Annotated in this window: 19 protein-coding genes; 8 read left to right on the top strand and 11 right to left on the bottom strand. The window is 64.2% G+C overall.

Going from position 1 to position 18,830, the window contains the following annotated elements; genetic code table 11:
• Positions 1-22 precede the first annotated feature (22 nt).
• The gene (locus tag N551_RS0122055) at positions 23-1,192 is read left to right on the top strand and encodes a sensor histidine kinase (RefSeq protein WP_027568714.1); all 1,170 of its coding nucleotides are present in this window, start codon (positions 23-25) and stop codon (positions 1,190-1,192) included.
• A 44-nt stretch (positions 1,193-1,236) separates the two neighbouring features.
• On the opposite strand, the gene N551_RS0122050 is transcribed toward N551_RS0122055, so the two are convergent.
• The 4 genes from N551_RS0122050 to fabI all read right to left on the bottom strand — a co-directional run bounded on the left by N551_RS0122050 (position 1,237) and on the right by fabI (position 5,114).
• On the bottom strand, positions 1,237-2,427 hold the full coding sequence (locus N551_RS0122050; protein ID WP_027568713.1) for an adenylate/guanylate cyclase domain-containing protein: 1,191 nt from the start codon (positions 2,425-2,427) through the stop codon (positions 1,237-1,239).
• A gap of 80 nt (positions 2,428-2,507) precedes the next feature.
• A complete protein-coding gene (aroC, locus tag N551_RS0122045; protein WP_027568712.1) occupies positions 2,508-3,596 on the bottom strand; it encodes a chorismate synthase in 1,089 nt (362 codons plus the stop codon).
• Between the two features lie 88 nt (positions 3,597-3,684).
• Complete coding sequence (locus tag N551_RS0122040; RefSeq protein ID WP_027568711.1) at positions 3,685-4,284, bottom strand: histidine phosphatase family protein; 600 nt, start codon at positions 4,282-4,284, stop codon at positions 3,685-3,687.
• A gap of 14 nt (positions 4,285-4,298) precedes the next feature.
• Entirely contained in the window at positions 4,299-5,114 is an 816-nt protein-coding gene (gene fabI / locus N551_RS0122035; RefSeq protein ID WP_027568710.1) for an enoyl-ACP reductase FabI, read from the bottom strand.
• 172 nt (positions 5,115-5,286) lie between these two features.
• Here fabI and N551_RS0122030 point away from each other — a divergent pair, with 172 nt between their 5' ends.
• Together N551_RS0122030 and N551_RS0122025 are read left to right on the top strand one after the other, a co-directional pair.
• Positions 5,287-5,775, top strand: coding sequence for a sigma-70 family RNA polymerase sigma factor (locus tag N551_RS0122030; protein ID WP_007594679.1), 489 nt, complete (start codon positions 5,287-5,289; stop codon positions 5,773-5,775).
• A 106-nt stretch (positions 5,776-5,881) separates the two neighbouring features.
• The gene (locus N551_RS0122025; RefSeq protein ID WP_027568709.1) at positions 5,882-6,652 is read left to right on the top strand and encodes an anti-sigma factor; all 771 of its coding nucleotides are present in this window, start codon (positions 5,882-5,884) and stop codon (positions 6,650-6,652) included.
• 329 nt (positions 6,653-6,981) lie between these two features.
• Here N551_RS0122025 and N551_RS0122020 read toward each other — a convergent pair whose 3' ends face one another.
• Positions 6,982-7,947, bottom strand: coding sequence for a DnaJ C-terminal domain-containing protein (locus N551_RS0122020; protein ID WP_027568708.1), 966 nt, complete (start codon positions 7,945-7,947; stop codon positions 6,982-6,984).
• A 109-nt stretch (positions 7,948-8,056) separates the two neighbouring features.
• On the bottom strand, positions 8,057-8,458 hold the full coding sequence (locus tag N551_RS0122015; RefSeq protein ID WP_027516547.1) for an RT0821/Lpp0805 family surface protein: 402 nt from the start codon (positions 8,456-8,458) through the stop codon (positions 8,057-8,059).
• A 113-nt stretch (positions 8,459-8,571) separates the two neighbouring features.
• Here N551_RS0122015 and pdxH point away from each other — a divergent pair, with 113 nt between their 5' ends.
• Both pdxH and N551_RS0122005 read left to right on the top strand, forming a co-directional pair.
• Complete coding sequence (gene pdxH, locus N551_RS0122010; protein ID WP_027568707.1) at positions 8,572-9,213, top strand: pyridoxamine 5'-phosphate oxidase; 642 nt, start codon at positions 8,572-8,574, stop codon at positions 9,211-9,213.
• A 72-nt stretch (positions 9,214-9,285) separates the two neighbouring features.
• Positions 9,286-10,038 carry an SDR family NAD(P)-dependent oxidoreductase gene (locus N551_RS0122005; protein ID WP_007607375.1) on the top strand — a complete coding sequence of 251 codons (753 nt, stop codon included), beginning with the start codon at positions 9,286-9,288 and terminating at the stop codon, positions 10,036-10,038.
• Positions 10,039-10,192: 154 nt separating this feature from the next.
• On the opposite strand, the gene N551_RS37350 is transcribed toward N551_RS0122005, so the two are convergent.
• Complete coding sequence (locus N551_RS37350) at positions 10,193-10,411, bottom strand: hypothetical protein (RefSeq protein ID WP_027568706.1); 219 nt, start codon at positions 10,409-10,411, stop codon at positions 10,193-10,195.
• A gap of 186 nt (positions 10,412-10,597) precedes the next feature.
• A complete protein-coding gene (locus tag N551_RS0121995) occupies positions 10,598-11,575 on the bottom strand; it encodes a magnesium transporter CorA family protein (protein ID WP_027568705.1) in 978 nt (325 codons plus the stop codon).
• A 336-nt stretch (positions 11,576-11,911) separates the two neighbouring features.
• Here N551_RS0121995 and N551_RS0121990 point away from each other — a divergent pair, with 336 nt between their 5' ends.
• Entirely contained in the window at positions 11,912-12,598 is a 687-nt protein-coding gene (locus N551_RS0121990; RefSeq protein ID WP_027568704.1) for a L,D-transpeptidase, read from the top strand.
• Between the two features lie 37 nt (positions 12,599-12,635).
• Here the strand turns inward: N551_RS0121990 and N551_RS0121985 are convergent, their stop codons facing one another.
• Entirely contained in the window at positions 12,636-13,760 is a 1,125-nt protein-coding gene (locus N551_RS0121985; protein WP_027568703.1) for an extensin family protein, read from the bottom strand.
• Positions 13,761-13,825: 65 nt separating this feature from the next.
• On the opposite strand from N551_RS0121985, the gene N551_RS0121980 reads away from it, so the two are divergent.
• Both N551_RS0121980 and N551_RS0121975 read left to right on the top strand, forming a co-directional pair.
• Positions 13,826-15,454 (top strand): fatty-acid--CoA ligase, encoded by a 1,629-nt coding sequence (locus N551_RS0121980; RefSeq protein WP_027568702.1) that lies wholly within the window; start codon positions 13,826-13,828, stop codon positions 15,452-15,454.
• A 172-nt stretch (positions 15,455-15,626) separates the two neighbouring features.
• Positions 15,627-16,481 (top strand): DUF1499 domain-containing protein, encoded by an 855-nt coding sequence (locus N551_RS0121975; RefSeq protein WP_007594716.1) that lies wholly within the window; start codon positions 15,627-15,629, stop codon positions 16,479-16,481.
• Between the two features lie 7 nt (positions 16,482-16,488).
• On the opposite strand, the gene N551_RS0121970 is transcribed toward N551_RS0121975, so the two are convergent.
• Complete coding sequence (locus tag N551_RS0121970; RefSeq protein ID WP_027568701.1) at positions 16,489-17,412, bottom strand: MBL fold metallo-hydrolase; 924 nt, start codon at positions 17,410-17,412, stop codon at positions 16,489-16,491.
• Positions 17,413-17,579: 167 nt separating this feature from the next.
• The gene (locus tag N551_RS0121965) at positions 17,580-18,794 is read right to left on the bottom strand and encodes an acyl-CoA dehydrogenase (RefSeq protein ID WP_007594720.1); all 1,215 of its coding nucleotides are present in this window, start codon (positions 18,792-18,794) and stop codon (positions 17,580-17,582) included.
• Between the last annotated feature and the right edge of the window lie 36 nt (positions 18,795-18,830).

Here is an 18,830-nt window from a genome sequence, read left to right as displayed (position 1 = left end):
TCCAGGAAAGTATCGTGCACAGATGTCAACACCTCCAACCTCCTTGCCGAATGTTCTCGTCGTCGAAGACGAGATGATCCTGCGCATGCGCGCGGTCGATATCGTGGAGGATGCAGGCTTCTGCCCTGTGCAGGCCGTCAACGCCGACGAAGCCATCGCGATCCTCGAGTCGCGGTCAGACATCTCGCTTCTGTTCAGCGACATCCAGATGCCCGGGACCATGGACGGCTTGAAGCTGGCCCACGCGGTGCACGATCGCTGGCCTGCCATCAAGATCGTGCTGGTTTCCGGTCAGGTAAAGCCGTCTGAAAACGAAACGCCGGCCGACAGCCGCTTCTTTCGCAAGCCGCTCGCCGTCGACGAAATGATCTCGCAGTTGCAAACCATGATCGGAGCGGGCGCGCTAAAAATCCTTCCGACCACAACGACGGATCCTGGGGACAACCTTGAGGTTGCTCGATCGCCACAGGAATCGGTTCTGGTAGCGGAAAACGACAATCTGCGCCTGTTGCTGGAACAGGCCGACACCGACGCCAAGGTCCTGCTCGCTCAAGCCGGCATCGAAGCCCACGAACGCGAGGCTGCCGACAAGTTGCAAAAGCTCATCCTCGGAGAGCTGCATCATCGCATCAAGAATACGCTCGCGACGGTGAGCGCAATCGCAGCCCAGAGCTTCCGGACCGCAATCAGTCTGGAGCAAGGCCAAAAAGCCATGGATGGCCGCTTGCTGGCGTTAGGGCGTGCCCACGACCTGTTGATACAGGTCAGCTGGTCAAATGCGAGCCTCACTCATACCCTGAGCGGCGCCACCGATCCCTATGACAGTCAGGGGGGCCGACGATTCCATTTCAATGGGCCGGACCTCAGGATCACATCCGGTGCCGTGATAGCGCTCGCGATGACATTCAACGAGCTCTGCACCAACACGACGAAGTTCGGCGCGCTGTCCAGTTCCTCCGGCCATGTCGAGATCGTATGGACGGTCGACGAGATCGAGCAAAGGCTGCGCCTGAAGTGGAGCGAAAGCGGCGGCCCTGCGGTGGCGCCGCCGACACGACGGAGCTACGGCACCCGGATGATCGAGTCGCTCGGCCAGCAACTGAACGGACAGGTGCGGCTGGCCTACGAACCGTCCGGATTTGTCTATCAGCTGGATGTACCGCTGAAGTCGGTGATGGCGTCGAACGCCTGAATTCTGCTCACCGGGTTGGCGGCGGCGGACCTCCGAGGACGACCTCAGGCCATCGCCACCGGCCTCTCCTCCGTCAGCCCGTACACGCGCTGCGCCTTTGAAAAGCCCGCGATCGGGAATTCGCCGAGCTCGTGCCAGTCGTGGCGGCAGACATTGGCGAACATTTCCGAGGCCACGACGGTCCGCCCCAGGCGACCCGTGATCTTCTCGAGCCTGGCGGCAAGGTTCACGGCCGGGCCGATGCAGGTGAAGTCGAGGCGGTTGCCGCCACCGATATTGCCGTAGAGGATATTCCCGACGTGGAGCGCCACGCCGAAACGGAAGCGCTCGATGACGTCGCCGACAGGATACGCGAGCGCCTCGACGCTGGCGCGGGATTCGCGCGCCGCCTCCAGCACCCGCGTGCAGACATGCGCGGCATCGCCGACGTATTCGTCGATCGGGAACACCGCGAGCAGGCCATCGCCCATGAATTTCAGCACCTCGCCGCCATGGCCGCGGATCGCGGCGACCTGGCAGTCGAAATAATGGTTGAGGATCTCGACCACGGTCTCGGCCGGCAGCCGGTCCGACAGTGCGGTGAAGCCGCGCAGATCGGAGAGCCAGATCGCAGCCTGCATGGTGTCGTTGTGGCCGCGGCGGATCTGACCGCCAAGGATGCGCGCGCCGGCACGATTGCCGACATAGGTGTCGAGCAGCATCTCGGCGGTGCGGCGCAGGCTGATGATCTCGGTGATGCGCGCGAGCGGCTTGACGATGGCGTGAATCGCCGCGATGTGGTCATCGGTGAAGCCGCCTGGATGGCGCGTGGTCCAGCTCGTCGCGTGGACCGAGCCGTCGAGAAACGGCATTGGCATCGCGACGTAGTCGGTTACGCCTTCGGCACGCATGTCGTCGAGAAACGGAAAATACTTGCTGCCGGGATCGTCCATGCGTCCCCGCACCTCAAGTCCCTGCTCGAACACGACCCGTAGCGGACTTCTGGCGAATTCCGGCGTCTCCAGTATCTCGAAATCGACCGTGCCGATCTCGACCTCCTCGCCCTCCCGCCAGATGAAGTTGCGACCGAAAATTTCGGGATGCAGCGTGCGGATGAAGATGCCGAACCGCCATAGCGGCAGACCGGCTGCGACCATCCGTTCGCAGGCTTCCGCCGTCATCTCGGCCGGGGCCTTGGACGACCAGGCGCCGTCGATCAGCCAGCTGGTGATACGTTGGAGATCGGAGCTTTCCATGGCTGCATTTGCCGACGAAGTTGTGGGATCGTCAAGCTGCGCGGTGGGCTAGTAGCGCGGTACAAGCGCCTCGCGCAACGCTAGCGCCCGACTTGGCCGCGGTCGCGCAGGAAATGATCCGCCAGCACACAGGCCATCATGGCTTCGCCGACGGGGACGGCGCGGATGCCGACGCAGGGATCGTGGCGGCCCTTGGTCATGATCTCGGTGTCGGCACCGTTGCGATCGACGGTGAGGCGCGGCTGCAGGATCGACGAGGTCGGCTTGACCGCGAAACGCACCACCACCGGCTGCCCCGTGGAGATGCCGCCCAGCACGCCGCCGGCGTGGTTGGACAGAAAACGCGTGCCGTCATTGCCGGTGCGCATCTCGTCGGCGTTCTCTTCGCCGGTGAGTTCGGCCGCGGCAAAGCCGGCGCCGATCTCGACGCCCTTCACCGCATTGATGCTCATCATTGCGGCGGCGAGCTCGGCGTCGAGCTTGGCGTAGATCGGCGCGCCAAGGCCTGCCGGCACACCTTCGGCGACGACCTCGATCACCGCGCCGATCGAGGAGCCGCTCTTGCGGATGCCGTCGAGATAGATCTCGAAGAACGCGGCCTTGTCCTTGTCGGGACAGAAGAACGGATTTTTCGCAATCTCGTCCCAGTCCCACTTCGCGCGGTCGATCTTGTGCGGGCCCATCTGCACCAGCGCGCCGCGCACCTTCACGTCGGGCAGCACCTTTCGCGCGATCGCGCCGGCGGCGACGCGCGTGGCGGTCTCGCGCGCCGACGAGCGGCCGCCGCCGCGATAGTCGCGCAGGCCGTACTTCGCTTCATAGGTGAAGTCGGCATGACCAGGGCGAAACTTGTCCTTGATCTCGGAATAGTCCTTCGAGCGCTGGTCGGTGTTCTCGATCAGGAGCCCGATCGGCGTGCCCGTCGTCACCTGCACGCCGGTCTCCGGATGCGCCATCACGCCGGAGAGGATCTTGACCTGGTCCGGCTCCTGACGCTGGGTCGTGAAGCGCGACTGGCCGGGCCGGCGGCGATCAAGATCACCCTGGATGTCGGCTTCGACGAGCGGGATCATGGGCGGGCAGCCGTCGACCACGCAGCCAATCGCCACCCCATGGCTCTCGCCGAAGGTCGTGACGCGGAACATGTGGCCGAAGGTGTTGAAGGACATCGCTGCTCGCAGGCTCGGTTCCCGCGTGTGGTAACGCGCGGGGCGCCGGGGGTCAAACCCGCAGCCGCCACGGAGACGGCGAGCCGGCTTAACTAAACTTCTCCAGCCGCCCGTCGCGGAACACGTAGACGGCGCCCTGCTCGATGTAGAGTTCGGCGGCGCTCGCCGGCGTCTCCAGGCCGAGTGAAACCATCAGGGCCCGGCAGGTCCCGCCATGGGCGACTGCGACGGTGTCGGTCCGAAGCTGGTCGTACCAGGCGCGCACGCGGACCTGGACATCGGCGTAGGTCTCCCCGCCCGCGGGGCCCACTGTCCATTTGTCGGCGAGGCGCCGGGCGTAGATGTCGGGATCGGAGGCCTCGCACTCGGCCAGCGTCAGTCCCTCCCAGGTGCCGTAGCCGATCTCACGCAGGCGATCGTCGAGCGTATAGTCCGCAGTCGGCAGTTCGAGCTTGCTCCGCGCCAGTTCCATGGTCTCTCGCGCGCGGCCAAGCGGACTCGACACGTAGGGTAATGCAGCCTTGTCGCGGCCCTCGCGCTTGAACAGATCGGCGAGAATGCCGCCGGCCTGCACGGCCTGACCGCGACCGCGCGCGTTCAGCGGAATGTCCTTGATGCCCTGAAGCCTCCCGAGCGCGTTCCACTCGGTCTCGCCGTGGCGCAGATAATAGATCGTGGGCACGGGCATTGCTGGCTGAAAAATTAGTCCTTCCCGCCGAACGAAATGTCCGGCGCGTCCGGGCGCTTCATGCCGAGCACGTGATAGCCGGAATCGACGTGGTGCACCTCGCCGGTGACGCCGCGCGAGAGGTCGGAGAGGAAATACAGCGCGCTGCCGCCGACGTCTTCCGTGGAGACGTTGCGCCGCAGCGGTGCGTTGGCTTCGTTCCACTTCAGGATATATCTGAAATCGCCGATGCCGGACGCCGCGAGGGTCTTGATCGGCCCCGCCGAGATCGCGTTGACGCGGATGTTCTTCTCGCCGAGATCGGCGGCGAGATAACGCACGCTTGCTTCGAGCGCCGCTTTCGCGACGCCCATTACGTTGTAATGCGGCATCCACTTCTCGGCGCCGTAATAGCTGAGCGTGATGAGCGAGCCGCCGTCGGTCATCAGCTTCTCGGCGCGCTGCGCCACGGCCGTGAACGAATAGCAGGAGATCAGCAGGGACTTCGAAAAATTCTCCTGCGTGGTGTCGACGTAGCGGCCGTCGAGCTGCTCGCCATAGGCGATCGCATGCACCAGGAAGTCGATCTTGCCCCACTTCTCCTTCAGCACCGCGAAGGCCGCATCGATGGTTGCGGCATCGGTGACGTCGCAATGGCCGAGCACGAGCCCGCCGATCTCGGCGGCGAGCGGCTCGACGCGCTTCTTCAGCGCATCGCCCTGGTAGGTGAAGGCAAGCTCGGCGCCGGCCGCGTGGCATGCCTTGGCAATGCCCCAGGCGATCGAGCGGTTGTTGGCAACGCCGAGGACCACGCCCCGCTTGCCCTGCATCAGACCTGAATTCTGCGCCATTTGCTAACGTCCCGTCGAGCTCCCGGTGAGGTTTGGAGGTACACCAGCCCTCCGTTGCGGTACAGTCCTAATACGCGGCGTTAACGCTGTTTCAAGCGCCGGAATAGCCGTTCCGCTCGGGTGTTATGATCGTTGTGGCGCTCGCGCCGAACATCAGGACGTCAAGACCGCAATGAGTGCGTTTCGCCAAAGCGTTGAAGCCATGATCCCGGCATTGCGCCGCTACGCCCGCGCGCTCACGCGCGAGGCGGATGCGGCCGACGATCTGGTGCAGGATACGCTGGTGCGGGCGCTGCGTTCGGAGCGCCTGTTTCTCGGGGGCGACGTCAGGAGCTGGCTCTATACGATCCTGACCAACCTCAACAAGAACCGGCGGCGCTCGCTGGCACGGCGACCGCAATTCATGCAGCTGACGGAGAACAATCCGGATGCCAGCGGGACCGAAGCCGAAGGGCGCGATATCGAGAGGGCGCTGGCGACGCTCGTCGAGGAGCAACGCTCGGTGCTGCTCCTGGTGATGCTGGAGGGCATGAGCTACCGCGAGGTCGCCGACATCCAGGGCGTGCCGATCGGCACGGTGATGTCGCGCCTGGCACGCGCCCGCGCCCACGTCAAAGCCTCGCTGGAGGGTGAGCGCCCGGCGCTCAGGCGGGTGAAATGATGCCAGGATTGATGCATCGCGCCGGTCGTTCCTCCTGCATGGCATGGGAAGCGGCGCAGTTGAACCACGAAGAACATTTTGGGCCGCAGAGCCAGAGACGATCGATATGAACGACCGCAAGATCCCAGTGACCGAGGACGAACTGCACGCCTATGTCGACGGCGAGCTGCCGGCCGAACGCCGCGCCGACGTCGAGGCCTGGCTTGCCGCGCAGCCTGAGGATGGCGAGCGCGTGCAGTCCTGGCGCGCCATGGCCGAGATGCTGCACGCCCGCTACGATTCGGTTGCCCAGGAGCCGGTGCCGGCGCGGCTTGAGTTGGAACGGCTGGAGCGCCGCCCGCGGCACTGGCTCTATGGCGCAGCCGCGGCCGTGCTGGTGGCCTTCGTCGCCGGCGGCGCCGCCGGCTGGCTGGGGCATGGCGCCGCCAACGCGCCGTCGACCTTCCAGAGTTTTACGACCGACGCGCTCGACGCCCACCGGCTCTATGTCGTCGAGGTCCGCCATCCGGTCGAGGTCGGCGGCAACGAGCGCGACCACCTCCAGGCCTGGCTGACCAGACGCTGCGGCTGGACCGTGTTTGCACCGAACCTGGAGGCGAGTGGACTGAAGCTCGTCGGTGGCCGGCTTTTGCCGGGGCCGAACGGGCCGGCGTCGTTCCTGATGTATGAGGGCGCCTCGGGCGAGCGGTACACGATCTACACCGCCAAGACCGAGAATGGCGCGACGCAGATGCGCTACGCCAGAACGGACAAGGACGGGGCGCTGTTCTGGTCGGAGCGCGGCGTCGGCTACGTCGTCAGCGGTGGCGGCGACCGGGATCGGCTGACCAAAGTGGCGCAGGCGGTCTACGACCAGGCAGAGAAAAGCGGCACCTAGACAACCACGCAAACGCGGTGCCTCGATTCCGACATTGAAAATTTGGAATGAAGACATCGGCGCGTCTCATTATCGCACCGGATGATCACGCGAAAATGAGCAGCGTTCGATCCGCCGATCGACGCGGGCGGCCTCGATTGGGGTTTTTGGTACCGCGCTGGTCCCCCTCTCGAGGCCGCACCTTTTTATCGGCTGCCCCGCCGGACAGCCGACACGTCGAGCATGTGAGCCAAGAAGGGCTACCACGCCTCGGGCATATGATGAGCATCATCTCGATGGACGACGCTCTCAGTCTTTAGGAGAACCCCTTCACACTTTCCGGATCACGCTTAACCAAGCCCGCTACGCGGATTGTAGGGGTGCTGGTCCCGCCACTTCTCCATCAATGCTTCAAGCTCGGCGTCGTTCCCGTCCGGTAACATAATCCTGATGGTGACGAAGAGATCCCCGGTTCCGCCAGCTTTTGGCAGTCCCTTGCCCTTAAGGCGGAAGGTCCGGCCGCTGGAGGTGTTTTGCGGGACCGACAGTTCCACGGCATTGCCGAGGGTGGGCACGCGGACCTTGCCGCCAAGCACCGCCTCGTAAAGCGTGACCGGCAGGTCGATCCTGAGATCGGCGCCCTCGATCTTGAAGAACGGATGCTGGGCGATGCCGATCGTGATCAGGAGATCGCCCGGCGGATGGCCCTGAGCGCTCTCGCCCTGTCCCCGCAACCGGATCTGCTGGCCCTCGGTGACGCCGGCCGGAATCTTGACGTTGAGTTCCTTGCCATTCGGCAGCCGAACGCGCTTCTCGCCGCCCTTGACCGCCTCCTCCAGCGAGACGGTCATGGCGACATTAACGTCGAGATCGAGCCCGATACCGCCGGTGTCGAATTCGAACTGGGCACCGCCGCCGGCGCCGGGCCGCGGACGCGGCCCACCGCCGAACATGCTGTTGAGGATGTCCTCGAACGCGCCTCCGCCCGGACCAGGGCCTGCGCCGCCGCCGCGGAACGTATAGCTCTCGAACCCGCCGGGACCCGCGCGCCCGCGCGGCCCACCGCCGCCGCCCGGAAAACCCTGGAAGCGCGGCTTGCCGTCGGCGTCGATCTCGCCGCGGTCAAATTGCTTGCGCTTGTCCTCGTCGCCGAGGATCTCGTTGGCCGTATTGAGCTCAGCGAAGCGCTCGGCCGCCTTCGGGTCGTTCTTGTTGCTGTCGGGATGGTGCTTCTTGGCAAGCTTGCGATAGGCGCTCTTGATCGCGGCAGCGTTGGCGCTCCGCGGCACCCCCAAGACCTCATAGGGGTCGCGCATCCGTCACGTCTCCTTCAAGAAATCGAATTGTTCAAAGGGCTCCCCGCCCCACTTGAGCCTCATGTGGGGGGCGAGTGGCATTTTTGCAACTAGCCAGGTGAAGCGATTCCTAGCTCCGCCACGGCTTTAGCGTATGAATCTCCCAACTGCCACGGCTGCTTTGGCAGCCCGCACCCTGGAGCCAGCTTTCGGTGCTGCCGTTGACGTAGCTCGCCAGGAAGTCGCGGCACTTGCGGCCGTCTTCAGCGGCATAGGATTGCGCGATCGGCGTGACCGAACCGCGCGCCCCGGTTTCCGGGTTCTCCCAATGCTGGCTGGAATCCTTGTCGTTCTTGCTGAGGACGTCGGAGGCAGCGTTGCGGGCGAAGGCGAGATCAGTGTCGGTCGGCGCCTTGGCCGGCATTGCGATCGAGCCGGTGAGGTCGCTGTCGTCGGCCTTGGCGTAGGCACTCTTGTCATTGCGGGAAAAGCTGCAACCGCCGGTGCCGAGCCCGATCAGAATGATCGTCATGACGAAGCCGGACGGCCGGATCGCCGATAGGCCAACGCGTCCCCATACCCTATATAGGGCGGTAGCAGACAACAACGCGTTTTGGACCGCAGGACGCAACTCGGACCCCAGACATGACCGACACGACCTCGATGAAACACCAGACACCCTTAACATCCGGTGATTTCACCGCCGCCGACGAGCCCTTTGCGCTGTTCGAGGCCTGGCTGAACGAAGCCATCAAGAGCGAGCCGAACGATCCGAACGCCATGGCGCTCGCCACCGTCGATGCCGATGGCCTGCCGGACGTGCGCATGGTGCTGATGAAGGGCTTCGATACCGATGGTTTCGTCTTCTACAGCCACATCGCCAGCCAGAAGGGCCGCGAACTCGCCGCAAATCCTAAGGCGGCGTTACTTTTTCACTGGAAGTCGCTGCGCCGTCAGGTCCGCATCCGCGGCAACGTGACGCCGGTGACCGAGGCCGAGGCCGACGCCTATTTCGCCACCCGCCCGAAGCAGGCGCAGATCGGCGCCTGGGCGAGCAAGCAGTCGCAAGAGCTCGAGAGCCGCTTCGCCTTCGAGCAGGCGATCGCCAAGGTCGCCGCCAAGCACGTCATCGGCGAGGTGCCGCGTCCGCCGGGCTGGAGCGGCTGGCGTATCACGCCGGCGCGTATCGAGTTCTGGCACGACCGCCCATTCCGCCTGCACGACCGCATCGAATTTCGCCGTGACGCGGCCGGCCAGAAATGGTCCAAGACGCGGATGTATCCCTAGTGTTTTGTTCGAGCATGATCCTTTCGGAAAGCCCCTCCGGGTCCGGATCATGCTCCAACCTGAAAGACCTTCATGCCGCAGCCTTCCAATGCGCCGCGCCGCACGCTGCTCCTGACCGGGGCTAGCCGCGGCATCGGCCATGCCACCGTGATCCGTTTCTCCTCGGCCGGCTGGCGCGTGATCACCTGCTCGCGACATCCGTTCCCGGAGGATTGTCCGTGGGACGCAGGCCCTGAGGACCATATCCAGGTCGACCTCGCCACCCCCGCCGATACCACCCGCGCGATCTCCGACATCCGCGACCGGCTCGAAGGCGGAATGCTGCATGCGCTGGTCAACAACGCCGCGATCTCACCGAAGGGCGCCGGCGGCTCCAGGCTCGGCTCGATCGACACCGACCTCGACACCTGGACGCACGTGTTCAACGTCAACTTCTTCGCGCCGATCATGATGGCGCGCGGACTGATCGAGGAACTGAAGACGGCCAAGGGCTCTGTCGTGAACGTCACCTCGATCGCGGGCTCGCGCGTGCATCCCTTCGCGGGCGCGGCCTACGCCACCTCGAAGGCCGCGCTCGCATCCCTGACGCGCGAGATGGCCTCCGATTTCGGCCGCGTCGGCGTGCGCGTCAACGCGATCGCACCCGGCGAGATCGACACCTCGATCCTGTCGCCGGGCACCGAGAAGATCGTCGACCAGCAGATCCCGATGCACCGGCTCGGCACGCCCGACGAGGTCGCCAAGATCATCTACGTGCTGTGCACGGACACCAGTTCTTACGTCAACGGCGCCGAGATCCACATCAACGGCGGCCAGCACGTGTAGGCTACCTCGTCATTAATTCGTCGCTTCAGCGCAAAATTGCTTCGCAACTTTGTCGCGAGCTCCTCGCAATGATGATGTTGGAAACAACGCCGGGGAAGCAAGGCGATCCAGACAACGCCGCCGCAAGACCTGGATCGCCCTTAGCTTCCGTTCCTCAATCGAGTCGAATCCGACGTGACCTCTCGCGTGGCTGCGGAGCGGCCGTGCTGATTGCAGTCGAGCAATCGTCGTCGTTCTCGCCGTCGAGCAGCGGAGCACCACAGTGCCGGCACATGCGCGCCGACATCGACGACGCCTTGCCGCTCGCCAGGACCTGACGATAGTTCGCCAGATTGATGACGTTGCGGGGCGACGTTATTTGTTTTTCAACCATGGCTGTTCCTCGCGGCTAACACTCTGCTTATCGCAGACAAGTTTCGCGCAAACGTTCAGTCCACCGCTCAAATTTTACCGGAGGAATTGGGGCGGCGAGCATACATCGCGGTGCGGCCGCAATCCCGCTCTATTCTGCGACACCAGACACCGTGTCTCTGCGTCCGGCGTAAGGTCTCGGTAGCTATTACAGCCACTTCTTCCACTTGAAGATCCAATAGGGAACGATCGCCGCGATCAGCATCAAGACCAGCGCGAACGGATAGCCGTGCGCCCATTCGAGTTCCGGCATCGACTTGAAGTTCATGCCGTAGATCGAGGCGATCAGCGTCGGCGGCATCAGGACGACCGCCATGACCGAAAACAGCTTGATGATGTTGTTCTGCTCGAGATTGACGACGCCGAGCATGGCGTCGAGCACGAAGGTGATCTTGCTGGAGAGGTAGGAGGCGTGGTCGGTCAGCGAGACGACGTCGCGCTGCATGGTCTTGAGCTGCTCACGCATGTCCTTCGACCATTTCACGCCCTCCACCACCGCGGAAAGGAAGGCGACGACGCGGCCGATCGAGACCAGGCTCTCGCGAACCTTGGAGGTCAGATCGCCCTTGCGGCCGATCGAGATCAGGATTTGCGAATATTGCTTGGCGTGACCGTGGCGCTCGCTCTCCGGCTCAAAGATGTCATGCGAGACCTGATCGATCTCGGCGCCGCAGCGCTCCAGGATGTCGGCGCAGCGGTCGATCACGGCATCGAGCAGCTCCATCAGCACCATTTCGCCGGTGACGGCCGGCGTGCAGGAACGCGCCAGCTTGGCCTCGACCAGCGCAAAGGGCTTGGGCTGGTCATAGCGCACCGTTACCAGGCGGTGGTCGCCGAGAATGAAGGTCACCGCCGTGGTCCGGGGCATATCGGTATCGGAGTGGCACATCAGCGTCGCGGTCATGTAGCGCGCGCCGTTCTCCATATAGAGACGGCTGGAGATCTCGATCTCCTGCATGTCTTCCCGGGTGGGGATCGCAATCCCCGAGAGCCTCTCGACGGCTTTGTCCTCGGCCGCGGTCGGGTTGACGAGGTCGATCCAGACCGCATGCTCCGGGACTGCCGCGAGATCCTCGACGATGGCCTTCTTGAGGGAGGCGTCGGAGGAAACGAACACAGAAAACATGCACAACTCCAGCAGGGGCCTGCGACAGACTGACAGCCCTTAGCGCGATTCTGACAAGTTGATGATGACAAGCACATTAACGGAACGTTTGCATTTGTGGCGACGCCGTGGCCCAACTGTGGCACGGAATCGACACTTACGACGGTTTTGCCTAGAAACCGACTCTGACCCGCAAAACTTGCGGCAGAAAAGCCACAGGTAAGGTCTTGCAGCGCGGGAGAAGCTTCGAAAGGTTGGAATTGTGGCAGATTTCAACGATAATGGAGCCAACGGAATCGTGGAATTGGGCTTGCTCAAGCCCTGCGAAAGCTTGTTGTTGTTGATTGGAACCAAATCATGTCGTCGCTGAAAGTTACGCTTGGTATTTTGGCCGCTGGCCTGATGCTGTCGGGCTGCATGCAGGCCACACATTACGAGGCGACCGACACCAAGGCGTTCAAGCCGAAAGACAAGGAACTCCTCGCCAAGGTCAGGTATGAGAAAACTGCGGTCGCAGAGCCGTTCCGCCGCGCTATCGTCGATTACCACCGCAAGGAATCGCCGGGCTCGATCGTGGTCGATTCCGACAACCATTACCTCTACTACGTCATGGATGGCGGCAAGGCGATCCGCTACGGCATCACCGTCGGTGAAGAAGCCATGGCCTGGTCGGGCATCGCCAAGGTAGGCAGCAAGACCGAGTGGCCGGCCTGGCACCCCACCCCCGGCGAAATTTCGCGCCTGGGCGTGCCCACCTTCGTCGCCCCCGGTCCGGACAATCCGATGGGCTCCCGCGCGATGTATCTCTACTCCGGCGGCAAGGACACGTTGTTCCGCATTCACGGCACCAACCAGCCGGAATATATCGGCGCCTCGATCTCGTCGGGCTGCATCCGCCTGACCAACGAGGACGCGATCGACCTCTATGATCGCGTCAAGGTCGGCACCCTCGTTGTGGTGCTCGAGCCCAAGCACGGCGACTCGCCCTACAATTCGCGCCTCGCACTCGGCGGCAGCCAAACCGGCCAGGCGGGCAGCTACTGATCAGGTTCCTGATCTCAGACATTCAAAAGCGCCGGTTTCACCGGCGCTTTTTTGTTGCCGGCTTGTGCGGCTGGGTTTTATTGCCATCGGCCGCAGGCTTGTCCGCGGGCGCAGGAGATTTCTCCGCCGCCTCGTCATTAACTCCCTGCTTGGCTTCGGGTTTGGCCTCGGGCTTCGCTTCGGGTTTGGCCGCGACCTCACGCGGCGGCGCCTCCTCGGGCCGTTCCGCCGGCAGGAGCGGGGCAACCTGCGGCAGGGGATCCCAGACGTTCCACTGACATATCCGATAGTCGTTGCGCCGCTGCGCGAGGTCGAGATGGATATGGTCCTCGTGGTACCAATCCGAGCCGGGGCCGAGCACGGTCGAAAAGCGCGAGCAGACCGAATGCAGCACGCGCTCGCGCACCTCGCGCGGCATGGTGCGGTCGGTCAGGCCGATCGACTGCCCGTTGGCGAGCTTGATGGCGCGCACGTCGATCGCGTTGGCCTTGCCGTGCTCGGACAGCATGGCGCCGACAACGCGGTTGCGGCCGCGGCACTCGAAGCTGTCGAAATTGTCGAGATCGCTGATGGTCGAGCCGAGGCTCGCGGCCAGCGGCACCACGTCCTTGCGCACCCAATCGGCGATTGCGGACGCCATGGTGCAGCGGAGGATCGCCGCCGGCTTGACCGCCACCTTGCGCTTGTCCGGCAGCACGATGGCTTCGAGCCGCACCAGATCCTCACCGCCGCAGGCGCCCGGCCCGCGGATATCCGGAATCGAGGGCGCGATCGCGATCTCCTCGGTCAGCGCGAGGCGGCACGCCGAGGCCTGCTTCTCGGGCGGCGGCGCCGCCTCGGCGGGCTTCGGGGCGCCAGGTTTGTCCGCGGAAGGCTTGTCGTCGGTCTCCGAAGGAGACTCGTCCGATGCCTTGGCTGAGGCCTTGGGGGCCTCCTCGGGGCGAGGCCTCGGGAGCGGGATCTTGCCAGAGACATTTTCGGAATGAACCGTCGCGCGCGGCCGTGGTGCAGCAATACCAAAGATGTCCAGCGGGGACCCATATTTTTTGCGCGCCTCCGCCCCATCCGCGAACCCGAGCACGACGGTAACCATTGCCGCGCCGACGGACATATAGCCGCGACAAGACCATTTGCGGCGAAAGGCGGGCAGGCTAAGACTCATGACAATTCTTTGGCCCAACGCTGAGAGCGACAATCCGCCCAGCGGCTTCTCGGAGGAACGACGGAATGCTTGGTTTGATGCAAGACTGGCCCCTGCTCTGCCACCGGATCATCGAACACGCCGCCAAGATTCATGGCAAGCAGGAGGTCGTGACGCGATCGGTCGAGGGGCCGATCCATCGCACCACCTATGCCGATATCCACAAGCGGGCGCTCAAGGTCTCGCAGATGCTGGAGCGCGACGGCATCAAGCTCGGTGACCGTGTCGCAACGATTGCCTGGAACACCTGGCGCCATCTCGAGGTCTGGTACGGCATCATGGGGATCGGCGCCATCTGCCATACCGTCAATCCCCGCCTTTTCCCCGAGCAGATTGCCTGGATCATCAACCATGCGCAGGACCGCATCGTGATGACCGACATCACGTTCATTCCGGTCCTGGAGAAGATCGCCGACAAGCTGACAAGCGTGGAACGCTACGTCGTGCTCACCGACAAGGCGCACATGCCGCAGACGACGCTGAAGAACGTGGTCGCCTACGAGGACTGGATTGCGGAGGCCGACGGCAAGTTTAAATGGAAGGACTTTGACGAGAACACGGCGGCCGCGATGTGCTACACATCAGGCACCACCGGCGACCCCAAGGGCGTGCTGTATTCGCATCGTTCCAACGTGCTGCACGCGCTGATGGCCAACAATGTCGACGCGCTCGGTACCAGCGCCTCCGAGACCATGCTTCCCGTGGTGCCGCTCTTCCACGCCAACAGCTGGGGCATCGCCTTCTCCGCGCCCTCGCAGGGTACCAAGCTCGTCATGCCCGGCGCCAAGCTCGACGGCGCCTCGGTCTATGAGCTGCTCTCGACCGAGAGGGTGACGCATACCGCCGGCGTGCCCACGGTGTGGCTGATGCTGCTCCAGCACATGACCGCCAACAATCTGAAGCTGCCGGACCTGAAGATGGTGATCTGCGGCGGCTCGGCGATGCCGCGCTCGATGATCAAGGCCTTCCTCGACATGGGCTCGAACGTCCGCCACGCTTGGGGCATGACCGAGATGAGCCCGATCGGCAGCGTCGCGGCGCTGAAGCCGCCGTTCCAGAACGCGACCGGCGAGGCCCGGCTCGACGTGCTCCAGATGCAGGGCTATGCGCCGTTCGCCGTCGAGATGAAGATCACCGACGATGCCGGCAAGGAATTGCCGTGGGACGGCACGACCTTCGGCCGCCTCAAGGTCGCCGGCCCGGCCGTCGCCAAGGCTTATTACCGGGTCGACACTGATATTCTCGACGAGGACGGCTTCTTCGATACCGGAGACGTCGCGACCATCGACGAAGCCGGCTACATGCGGATCACCGACCGCTCCAAAGACGTGATCAAGTCCGGGGGCGAGTGGATCTCCTCGATCGAGCTGGAAAACCTCGCCGTCGGCCATCCCGCCGTGGCGGAAGCCGCCGTGATCGGCGTGTTCCATCCCAAATGGGACGAGCGTCCGCTGCTGATCGTGCAGCTCAAGCAGGGCCAGCAGGCCAGCCGCGAGGACATCCTGAAGTTCATGGACGGCAAGATCGCCAAATGGTGGATGCCTGACGACGTTGCCTTCGTCGACGGCATCCCCCACACGGCGACGGGCAAGATCCTGAAGACCGCGCTGCGCGACCAGTTCAAAGAATACCGCTTCCCGAACGCGGCGGCGTAGGCGGCCAAACCAAACACCGTCATTCCGGGCGATGCCAACGTCATCGAACCCGGAATGACAGGCCGTAACATCCCGGGAACCCTTGAATTTGCCTCGGAGCCGTGGTCTCAACGGCCCATCGTCGTGCCCGATCGGCCGGCATCGCCCTCAAGACCCCGGCAGAGCTCACCCGATGGCCCGCAGGTTTTCCGCTCCCTATCAGTCGGAGCCCGTGTCCAGTCTCGCGAGCTGGGCGCGCAATCTGGCCGTGTTCGCGGTGGTGGCGGTGGTGGTCTCGATCATCATCGTCCGGTTCGGCTTCCTGGAGATGAAGCCGGCACTCGCGACCTTCTTCGGCGGGCTCGGGATTGCGGCGCTCTCGATCCTGTTCGGGCTCGCCGGCTTTGCCGCGATCTGGCAGAACGGCTCGCGCGGCATGGCGCGCATCCTGCTTGCCTTCCTGATCGACGGCGCGATCCTCGCCTATCCCGCCTATCTCGGCCTGCAATACCGCAAGCTGCCGGCGATCCACGACATCACCACCGACCCGATCGACCCGCCGCGCTTCGACGCGCTGGCCCGCCTGCGCACCGGCGATGGTGCCAATACCGCTGTGTATGCCGGCCTCTATTCGGCCGAGCAGCAGCGTCAATTCTATCCCGATATCGAGCCGATCGAGCTCGAGATTTCAGTCGACCGCGCCTATGCGATCGCGCTTCAGCTGGTCAACAAGCGCAAATGGCTTGTCATCGACGAGCGCGCGCCGCAGCCGCCGCGCCGCATCGGCCGCATCGAGGCGGTGGCGCGCTCGCCGATCATGGGGTTCCGCGAGGACATCGCGATCCGCGTCGTGCCCGACGGCGAGGATTCCCGCGTCGATATCCGCTCCGCCTCGCGCTATTTCGAGAGCGACCTCGGCAGCAACGCCGCGCGCGTGAAGAAATTCATCGACGATCTCAACACCGCCGCCGATGCCGACGCACTCAAGCCGGTGAAGAAGACGCCGGTGGCGCCGCCGAAGGCGCCGGCGAAAACTGTGAAGAAGTGACGGAACGCTAGGCGTTCGCCATCCGATAGGTCCCGCCGATCACGGGATCGCCATCCGTCGCCACCACGCCGCGGGCGACCAGATCCTCCAGATGCGCCAGCACGGAGTAGCCCGCCGCGGTGGTGAGCCTTGGATCGATGCCGATATAGATCGCCCGGACCATGGTCGGGATATCGGTCTCGCCCTTGGCAAGGCGGTGCAGGATGGAGGCCTCGCGCGCCTTGCGATGACGGATCAGGAAGCGCACGAAGCGCGGACCGTCCGGAATTTCGGGGCCGTGGCCGGAGAAATACACATCCTCCTTGCGCGCGGCGAGACGATCCAGCGATTCCATGTAGTCGATCATCGAGCCGTCGGGCGGCGCTACGATCGAGGTCGACCAACCCATCACGTGATCGCCGACGAAGTTGAATTTCCGCTCGGGCCAGGCAAACGCAAGGTGATTGGCGGTATGGCCAGGTGTCGCCACGGCCTCGAGCCGCCAGCCGTCGCCTTCGACCACGTCGCCATGGGCGATCCTGATATCGGGCGCGAAGTCGCGATCGGCGCCGGATTCCGGGTTGTGCTTCTCGCTCTCGAAACGCGGGCGCGAGGCGCGGTGCGGGCCTTCGGCGTAAACAGCCGCGCCGGTCGCCCGCTTGATCCGCGCGGTGTTCGGCGAATGGTCGCGGTGGGTGTGGGTGACGAAGATATGGCTCACCGTCTCGCCGCTGACAGCATCGAGCAGCGCCGCCGCATGCGCCTCGTCGTCCGGACCGGGATCGATGATCGCGACATTGCCTCGGCCCACGATGTAGCTGACCGTGCCGGTGAAAGTGAACGGGCTCGGATTGTTACAGAGCACGCGCCGCACACCGGGGCGGACCTCCTCGACGATGCCGGGCTTCAGCGGAAACTCGCGGTTGAACGGGACGTCGTCGTTGTCGGACATGGGACTTCCTGTGCACTGCAGCCCCAACCCTCGCCGTCATACCCCGCGAAGGCGGGGTATCCAGTACGCCGTGGCGCCGGTGGCGAAGGCGAGGTCTCTGGGATACTGGATCGTCCGCTTTCGCGGACGATGACAGCTGAGCAAAACGACGGCCACGGAATACGTGCCTAGAAAAACGCCTGAATACCCGTGATCGCGCGGCCCAGGATCAGGGCGTGGACGTCGTGGGTGCCCTCGTAGGTGTTGACGGTCTCGAGGTTATGGACGTGGCGCATCACGTGATACTCGATCGAGATGCCGTTGCCGCCGTGCATGTCGCGCGCGACGCGGGCGATGTCGAGCGCCTTGCCGCAATTGTTGCGCTTCATGATCGAGATCATCTCGGGCGCGAACTTGCCCTCGTCCATCAGGCGGCCGACGCGGAGCGAGCCCTGAAGGCCCAGCGCGATTTCGGTCTGCATGTCCGCGAGCTTCTTCTGCACGAGCTGGGTCGCAGCGAGCGGCTTGCCGAACTGCTTGCGGTCGAGCGTGTACTGGCGGGCGCGGTGCATGCAGTCCTCGGCCGCGCCGAGCACGCCCCAGGAAATACCGTAGCGGGCGCGGTTGAGGCAGCCGAACGGGCCCTTCAGGCCGGAGACGTTGGGCAGCAGCGCGTCTTCCGGAACCACGACGCCGTCCATCACGACCTCGCCGGTGATGGAGGCGCGAAGCGACAGCTTGCCGCCGATCTTCGGTGCCGACAGGCCCTTCATGCCCTTCTCCAGCACGAAGCCGCGGATCTGGTTGTCGTGCGCGGCCGACTTGGCCCAGACCACGAACACGTCGGCGATCGGCGCGTTCGAGATCCACATCTTGCTGCCGGTCAGGCGATAGCCGTCCGAAACCTTCTCGGCGCGGGTTTTCATGCCGGCCGGATCGGAGCCGGCGTCAGGCTCGGTCAGCCCGAAGCAGCCGACCCACTCGCCACTGGCGAGCTTCGGCAGGTACTTCTTGCGCTGGTTCTCGTCGCCATAGGCGTAGATCGGATACATCACCAGCGACGACTGTACCGAGTTCATCGAGCGGTAGCCGGAATCGACCCGTTCGATTTCGCGCGCGACCAGACCATAGGCGACATAGCCTGCATTGGCGCAGCCATATTCCTCCGGCAACGTGATGCCGATCAGGCCGAGTTCGCCCATCTCGTTGAAGATCTCGCGATCCGTCTTCTCTTCGAGATAGGCCTTGGCGACGCGCGGCAGCAGCTTGTCCTGGGCGTAGGCGCGCGCGGTGTCGCGCACCATGCGCTCGTCTTCGGTGAGCTGCTCGTCGAGCAGGAACGGATCGTCCCACTGGAAAGAAGCCGAAGCCGGCTTGTCCTTGGCCTGAGGGCGCGCGGTCATGAAACGTCCTTTCGTCTGGTTCCGTCAAAATTTGCC

It is taken from the genome of Bradyrhizobium sp. URHA0013 (assembly GCF_000518345.1).
Taxonomy (GTDB): Bacteria; Pseudomonadota; Alphaproteobacteria; order Rhizobiales; family Xanthobacteraceae; genus Bradyrhizobium.
This window is presented reverse-complemented; position numbering and strand designations above follow the sequence as displayed.